Genomic DNA, 7,318 nt, shown 5'->3' with positions numbered 1-7,318 from the left:
GTCCGCGCCCCGGCCGCGGCGGGGGCCGCGGGCGCGCCCGGCGCCCGCGGCCTCGGGGGCCGGGGCGGCGCCCGGCGCTTTCACGGTGTCAGCAGCCATGGTGTCGGCCCTCCCCGCGCACGTCTCACTGCCAGTCTTCGAGCAGGTCGCGATAGGCGTCGCCGGTGTCGGCGGCCGCCTCCTCGGGCGACGCGGAGCCGGTGAGCATGGCCTCGATGGAGATCTGCAGCGGCTCGAAGAGCGACTGGGCCTGCGGGATCCAGGGGCGCTCGTGCGCCACGTCCACGGCGGGCTTGAAGAACTGCACCATCTCGTTGTCCACGACGGACTGTTCGGCGTAGACCGACTCGCGGGTGGGGAGCAGGCTCAGCTCCTCGGTGATCCGCTGCTGGACGGCGGCCGAGCTCATGTAGCGGACGAACTCGAAGGAGGCCTCGGCGTCCGGGGTGCCGGCGTACACGCCGTAGTTCCAGCCGCCGAGCGGGGCGCCCTGCGCCTGGCCGCCGGCGGGGACGGGGGCGACGCCGAGGTCCTCGCCGAGGGCCGCGGTGGCGTCGGCGATGGCCCACGGGCCGTTGATCATCATGGCGATCTCGCCCGCGGCGAAGCCGGACATCATGTTCTCCCAGCCGTCGCTGGTGTCGGTGATGCCGGCGCCGGACTCGATCAGCTCGTTCATCCGGGCGAAGGCGGCGGTGCCGGCCTCGTCGTCGATGGTGACGCGCTGCGCCTCGTCGTCCACCAGGTCGCCGCCCTCGCCGTAGAGGAACGGCAGGAACCAGTAGGCGTCGTCGCCGCGCACGTAGAGCGGGGTGACGCCCTGTTCCTCGAAGGCCGGCAGCGAGGCCTCGACGTCGTCGAGCGACTCGGGCACCTCGACGCCGGCCTCCTCCAGCAGGCTCCGGTTGTAGAAGAGCGCGAGGGTGTCGGTCACCTGGGGGACGGCGTAGGTCTGGCCCTCGTACTGGGTGCTGGCCCACGCCTCGTCGAGGAAGTCGTCCTGGTCCTCGACGGCGGCGGTGTCGTCGAGCGGGTACAGGTAGCCGAGGCTGGCGAAGTCGGCCACCCAGGCGACCTCGGTGCGCATCACGTCGGGCGCCTCGTTGGCGCCGGCCGCGTTCTTGAACCGGTTCTGCGCGTCGTCGAAGCCGATGTTGACGTACTCGACGGTGACGCCCGGGTTCTGCGTCTCGAAGTCCTCGGCGACCGCCTGGAAGACCTCGGCCTCGGTCTCGTTGGAGGTGTCCCAGAAGGTGACGGTGCCGGTCAACTCGCCGCCCGCGCCGTCGTCCCCACCGGAGTCGCCGTCGTCGCTGCCGCAAGCCGTTGCGGCAAGAGCCAGTGCCGCTACCACGGCTGTCGTCCCTATGCTGCGCCGCATGTGAACTCCTTCAAGCGTTACGCCCTGTTCGGGGCGAGGCGGACCGCCCCACTGCGTCGCGCCACTGCGGCGCCGGGCTGGCAGGAACGTAACAGTGAGGCAATGCTTTGGAAAGAGCTTGCGGCAACTTTCTGCAAGAGTTCTGGCGCGTCCGCCTGGCGCCGGCTCACTCGGGCGCGGGCCGATGGCGCGTCAACCGGACGGCGCGCGGCGCGGCGCGGTCCGGGGGCTCGCGGTGGGCACCGCTCGCCGCTGCGGGTACAGTCCGGAGCTGTGACCGCACGGCTTGCCGACATCGCAGCCCAGGCGGGGGTCAGCGAAGCGACGGTCAGCCGGGTCCTCAACGGCAAGCCCGGCGTCGCCTCGGCCACCCGCGAATCCGTGCTGACCGCACTCGACCTCCTGGGGTACGAGCGGCCGGCGCGGCTGCAGAAGCGGAGCGCGGGCCTGGTCGGGCTCATCACCCCGGAGCTCGAGAACCCCATCTTCCCGGCGTTCGCGCAGGTCATCTGCCAGGCGCTCACCCGGCAGGGGTACACGCCGGTCCTCGCGACCCAGACGCCCGGCGGATCGACGGAGGACGAGCTCACGGAGATGCTCGTGGAGCGCGGGGTCTCCGGCATCATCTTCATCTCGGGGCTGCACGCCGACACCAGCGCCGACATGGCGCGCTACGAGCGGCTGCGCGGGCACGGGGTGCCGTTCGTGCTCATCAACGGCTTCTCGCCGAAGGTCCGGGCGCCCTTCGTCTCACCCGACGACCGGGCGGCGATGCGGCTGGCCGTCACGCACCTGGCGTCGCTCGGCCACCGGCGGATCGGCCTCGCGCTCGGCCCGGCCCGCTTCGTGCCGGTGCGGCGGAAGATCGAGGGCTATCTCCAGGCGATGCGTGGGGAGTTGGACGTGTCGGCCGAGGAGGCAGGACGGCTCGTGGAGCACTCGCTGTTCACCCTGGAGGGCGGCCAGGCGGCGGCCGGCGCGCTGCTCGACCGTGGCTGCACGGCGGTGATCTGCGCCAGCGACATGATGGCGCTCGGCGCGATCCGCGCGGCGCGGCAGCGAGGACTCTCGGTCCCCGAGGGCTGCTCGGTCATCGGCTTCGACGACTCGCCGCTGATCGCCTTCACCGACCCGCCGCTGACGACGATCCGCCAACCGGTCCCGGCCATGGGCCAGGCCGCCGTCCGCGCCCTCCTCGAGGAGATCGGCGGCACCCCCGCCCCACCGAGCGAGTTCGTCTTCCTTCCCGAGCTGGTGGTCCGGGGCTCGACCGCGGCCGCGCCGACGGCGAGTGCGGGATGACGGTCGTGGAGCGCGTGCGGGGGCCCGGGGGTCGCCCCCCGGAAGAACGCAGCCTTCCCGAGCTGGTGGTCCGGGGCTCGACCGCGGCCGCGCCGACGGCGAGTGCGGGATGACGGTCGTGGAGCGCGTGCGGGGGCCCGGGGGTCGCCCCCCGGAAGAACGCAGCCTTCCCGAGCTGGTGGTCCGGGGCTCGACCGCGGCGGCTCCTTAGGGGGTGGCTACACCCGTGGCACGAGCCGGCGGGGCGAAGACCACACCATGGGATGATCGGTGGGTCGGTGGTGCTCTGGCAGACTGTGTGCCCATGGGGGCAAGCGGCGTCACGGTGAAAGAAGAGCAAGAGCAAGTGGAAGCGGCCAAGCCCGTGACCGACCGGTCGGCAGTGGATCCGGCCGCACGCCCGAGGCACCTGACCCGGCTGCGCGTCCCGCACCGCCCCAAGCTCTGGTTCGAGCTGCTCCTGATCGCCGTCAGCTACGGGATCTACTCCGTCATCCGCAACGCCGCCCCCGCGCAGGTGGACGCGGCGCAGCGGCACGCCCGCTGGATCTGGGACCTCCAGGGTCATCTCGGCCTCGACTTCGAGCTCGCGGTCAACCACGCCCTGGCGGGCGTGACCTGGCTGATCGTCGCCCTGAACTACTACTACGCCACGCTCCACTTCGTGGTGACCCTGGCCGTGCTCGCCTGGCTCTTCCGCAGCCATCCCGGGCGTTACGGCGCCACCCGTCTGGTGTTGTTCGCCACCACGGGCGTGGCGCTGGTCGGCTACTACTTCTTCCCGCTGGCGCCGCCCCGGCTGATGGAGGGCATGGACTTCGTCGACACGGCGGCCGTCCACCAGACCTGGGGCTCGCTGTCCACCGAGGGCACCGCCATGGCCGAGGTGTCCAACCAGTACGCGGCGATGCCCTCGATGCACATCGGCTGGTCGCTGTGGTGCGGCCTCACCATCGCCGTGCTCGCCAGGCCGCTGTGGCTGCGGATCCTCGGCATGCTGTACCCGGCCTTCACGCTGCTGGTGATCGTGGCCACCGCCAACCACTTCTGGCTCGACGCGGTCGGCGGCATGCTGTGCCTGGCCTTCGGCTACCTGGTCTCCTGCCTCTGGTACGGCCGTTGGTGCTACCGGCTGCCGCGCCGCGTGCCCGCGGAGCCCGCGGCCCCCGACGAGCCGGCGGCTCACCCCTCGTAGAACAGCCGCTCGACCACGCCCCTGGCGCGCCGCGTGGTGCGCCGGTAGTCGTCCAGCATCCGGCCCGCCTCGCCGGGCTCGTAGCCCAGGTAGCGGGCCACCGCCGCCGTCTCGCGCGCGTCACCGGGGAACGAGTCGAGCGGCCGACCCCGCACCAGCAGCACCGCGTTCCGCACCCGGGACGCCAGCACCCACGCCTCGTCGAGCACCGCCGCGTCCTCCTCGGCCAGCAGGCCGGCGGCCCCGGCGGCCGCCAGCGCGGCCCTGGTCCTCGTGGTGCGCAGCGCCGGCACCGCGGCGCCGTGCCGCAGTTGCAGCAGCTGAACCGTCCACTCGACATCGGACAGGCCGCCACGACCGAGCTTGGTGTGGGTGGTGGGGTCGGCGCCGCGCGGCAGCCGCTCCGACTCCATCCGGGCCTTGAGTCGGCGGATCTCGCGCACCGGCTCGTCGCCGAGCCCCTCGGCCGGATAGCGCAGCGGGTCGACGAGCTCGACGAAGCGGGCGCCCAGGTCGGCGTCGCCGGCCACCGGCTCGGCGCGCAGCAGCGCCTGGCTCTCCCAGACCAGCGACCAGCGGCGGTAGTAGGCGGCGTAGCTGGCGAGGGAGCGGACCAGCGGGCCGTTGCGGCCCTCCGGGCGGAGCGTGGCGTCGATCAGCAGCGGCGGGTCGATGGTCGGCAGTTGCAGCAGCCGGATCATCTCGTTGGCGATGGCGAACGCGGCCTTGGCTGCCTGCTGTTCGTCGGCGCCCTCGCGCGGCTCGTGGACCAGGATCACGTCGGCGTCCGAGCCGTAGGCGAGCTCGTGGCCGCCGAACCGGCCCATGCCGATGACGGCGATCCTGGTCGGCGGCTCGGCGCCGTCCGCCGTGACGGCCGAGGTGGCCGCGCGCAGCGCGGCGGCGATGGCGACGGCGTTGATGTCGGTGACGGCGTCGCCGACCCGGTCGAGCACCGCGCCCGGGTCCTCGACCGCCGGGCCGCCCTCGGGCGGGAAGGCGTCGATGATGTCGGCGGCCGCGGTGCGGAATAGCTCGCGGCGGCGGATGCCGCGCGCCGCGGCGACGGCCTGCTCGGGCGAGTCGGCCCGGCGGACCGCGGCCAGCGTCTCCTGGGTGAGCGCCGACCGTTCGCGGGGGCGAAGGCCCGCCGGGTCGCCGAGCAGCGCGACGGCCTCCGGGGCCCGCAGCAGCAGGTCGGGCGCGAAGCGGCCGGCGGACAGCACCCGGGCCAGGTTCTCGGCCGCCGCGCCCTCGTCCCGCAGCAGCCGCAGGTACCAGGGGCTGGTGCCCAGCGCGTCGGACACCTTGCGGAAGTTGAGGAGCCCCGCGTCGGGGTCGGCCGAGTCGGCGAAACGGTCGAGCAGCACCGGCAGCAGCGTCCGCTGGATCGCGGCCTTGCGGCTCACGCCCGAGGCCAGCGCCGTGAGATGACGCAGCGCGGCGGCCGGATCCCCGTACCCCAGGGCTTCGAGCCGCTCCCGCGCCGCCGCCTGCCCCAGCCGCACCTGCCCCTCACCGCCGAGCCGGGCGACGGCGTCGAGCAGCGGACGGTAGAACAGCTTCTCGTGCAGCCGGCGGACGGCGGCGGTGTGCCGGCGCCACGCCGCCGTCAGCTCCTCGACCGGCTCGCCAAGGAACCCGAGGGAACGGCCGAGCCGCCGCAGCTCCACCTCCTCGTCCGGCATCAGGTGGGTGCGGCGCAGCCGGTGCAGTTGGAGCCGGTGCTCGACGGTGCGCAGGAAGCGGTACGAGGCGTCAAGCGACGCGGCGTCCTGCCGGCCGACGTAGCCGCCGTCGGCCAGGGCGGCCAGGGCGTCGAGCGTGGTGGCGTGCCGCAGCTCGGCGTCGGTGCGGCCGTGCACGAGCTGGAGCAGTTGGACGGCGAACTCGACGTCGCGCAGCCCCCCAGGGCCCAGCTTCAGCTCCCGCTCCGCGTGCGCGGCCGGGATCGACTCCTCGACCCGGCGCCGCATCCGCTGCACGTCGGGGACGAAGTTCTCGCGCTCGGCGGCCCGCCACACCAGGGGCGCGACGGCGGCCTGGTACTCGGTGCCGAGGTCGGGATCGCCGGCGACCGGCCGGGCCTTGAGCAGCGCCTGGAACTCCCAGGTCTTGGCCCACCTACGGTAGTAGGCGAGGTGGCTTTCGAGGGTGCGGACGAGCGGGCCGTTGCGGCCCTCGGGCCGGAGATTGGCGTCGACCTGCCAGATCGTGCCCTCGGCCGTGGTGTCGGAGCAGATCCGCATCATGCGGGCGGCGAGCCGGGTCGCGGCCTGCAGCGCCGGGCCCTCCTCGGTGCCCTCGGTGGGCTCGGCGACGAAGATCACGTCGACGTCCGACACGTAGTTGAGCTCACGGCCGCCGCACTTGCCCATGCCGATGACGGCCAGCCGGCAGGCGGCGGCGTCGGCCGGCGCCTCGCGCTTCGCCATGGCCAGCGCGGCGCGCAGCGTGGCGGTGGCCAGGTCGGCCAGCTCGGCGGCGGTCTCGGCGAAACCGGTGGTGCCGGTGATGTCGCGGGCGGCGATGGTGAGCAGCGCCCGGTAGTAGCGGACCCGCAGCGTGTCGGGGTCGGTCGCGGGAGCCAGCGCGGTCTCGAACTCGGCGATGCCGGGGTGCAGGTCGGCGGTCTCGAAGGCGACCAGCGCCTGCCACTCGTCCGGGTGCCTGGCCAGCCGGTCGCCGAGCCCCTCGGAGGCGCCGAGCACGCCGAGCAGCCGGTCGCGCAGCGGCTTGGCGGCGAGCAGCGTGTCGAGCAGCGGCGCGCGCTCGCCGGCGGGCAGCGACTCGACGAGGCGGGCCAGCGAGCGGAGCGCGAGATCGGGGTCGGCGGTGGCGCCGAGCGCGTCCAACAGCGGGCCGTCGGTGGCGACGGGGCGCAGCGGGGGGCTGTCGAGCAGTTGCTCGGCGGTACGGGGGTCGGTGAAGCCCCGGCGCAGCAGTTGCCCGAAACGGCTGTCGCGTCGCCCCTCGACCGGCACGGTTCGTCCCCTCTGCGGTGTCTGACTCGCTGCAGCCATGAGCGTACGCTTCCCACGCGGCGGCGTTCTTCCCCCACCTGCTCGCGCGGTGCGCGAGGTTGTGCCACCGCCTCGGCGGCTTCGCCGCCGGGCACCCGGGCGCTTCGCGCCGGTTTTCCCCCACCCACCCGCCCGTTTCCGCGCTGCGCGCGGGGTGGGCGGGCCTGACCGCGCTGCGCGCGGTGACAGCCGGCCCACGGCGGCCCCGCCGACGGTGCCGGGGCGCTTCGCGCCAGGGGTTTCCCCCACCCGCCCACCCTTTTGCGCGCTGCGCGCGGTGAACGGCCCGGCCGGGCCCGTGGCGGCTACGCCGCCGGGCCACCCGCGCGCTCCGCGCGGCGTTTGTCCCCACCCACCCGCCCTTCCGCGCTTCGCGCTGGGGCCTGACCGCGCTGCGCGCGGTGCATGGCCCGACAC

Annotated in this window: 4 protein-coding genes; 2 read left to right on the top strand and 2 right to left on the bottom strand. The window is 74.1% G+C overall.

Features of this window, described 5'->3' with window-relative positions; genetic code table 11:
- Positions 1-124 precede the first annotated feature (124 nt).
- Complete coding sequence (locus ACFWI8_RS35935; RefSeq protein WP_387100377.1) at positions 125-1,381, bottom strand: extracellular solute-binding protein; 1,257 nt, start codon at positions 1,379-1,381, stop codon at positions 125-127.
- 273 nt (positions 1,382-1,654) lie between these two features.
- Here ACFWI8_RS35935 and ACFWI8_RS35930 point away from each other — a divergent pair, with 273 nt between their 5' ends.
- On the top strand, positions 1,655-2,683 hold the full coding sequence (locus ACFWI8_RS35930) for a LacI family DNA-binding transcriptional regulator (RefSeq protein ID WP_387100374.1): 1,029 nt from the start codon (positions 1,655-1,657) through the stop codon (positions 2,681-2,683).
- A gap of 304 nt (positions 2,684-2,987) precedes the next feature.
- A complete protein-coding gene (locus tag ACFWI8_RS35925) occupies positions 2,988-3,878 on the top strand; it encodes a phosphatase PAP2 family protein (protein ID WP_387100371.1) in 891 nt (296 codons plus the stop codon).
- On the opposite strand, the gene ACFWI8_RS35920 is transcribed toward ACFWI8_RS35925, so the two are convergent.
- Positions 3,866-6,901, bottom strand: a complete 3,036-nt coding sequence (locus ACFWI8_RS35920) for a bifunctional [glutamine synthetase] adenylyltransferase/[glutamine synthetase]-adenylyl-L-tyrosine phosphorylase (protein WP_387100369.1) — start codon at positions 6,899-6,901, stop codon at positions 3,866-3,868. The two genes, ACFWI8_RS35925 and ACFWI8_RS35920, sit on opposite strands and share 13 nt — an antisense overlap.
- Between the last annotated feature and the right edge of the window lie 417 nt (positions 6,902-7,318).

The organism is Streptomyces sp. NPDC127098 (assembly GCF_042722465.1).
Classification (GTDB): Bacteria; Actinomycetota; Actinomycetes; order Streptomycetales; family Streptomycetaceae; genus Streptomyces; species Streptomyces millisiae.
This window is presented reverse-complemented; position numbering and strand designations above follow the sequence as displayed.

Excerpts from the sequence above, each read along its gene's own strand:
- ACFWI8_RS35925 (WP_387100371.1), top strand. The coding sequence starts at position 2,988 with ATGGGGGCAAGCGGCGTCACGGTGAAAGAAGAGCAAGAGCAAGTGGAA.
- ACFWI8_RS35935 (WP_387100377.1), bottom strand. The coding sequence starts at position 1,381 with ATGCGGCGCAGCATAGGGACGACAGCCGTGGTAGCGGCACTGGCTCTT.
- ACFWI8_RS35920 (WP_387100369.1), bottom strand. The coding sequence starts at position 6,901 with ATGGCTGCAGCGAGTCAGACACCGCAGAGGGGACGAACCGTGCCGGTC.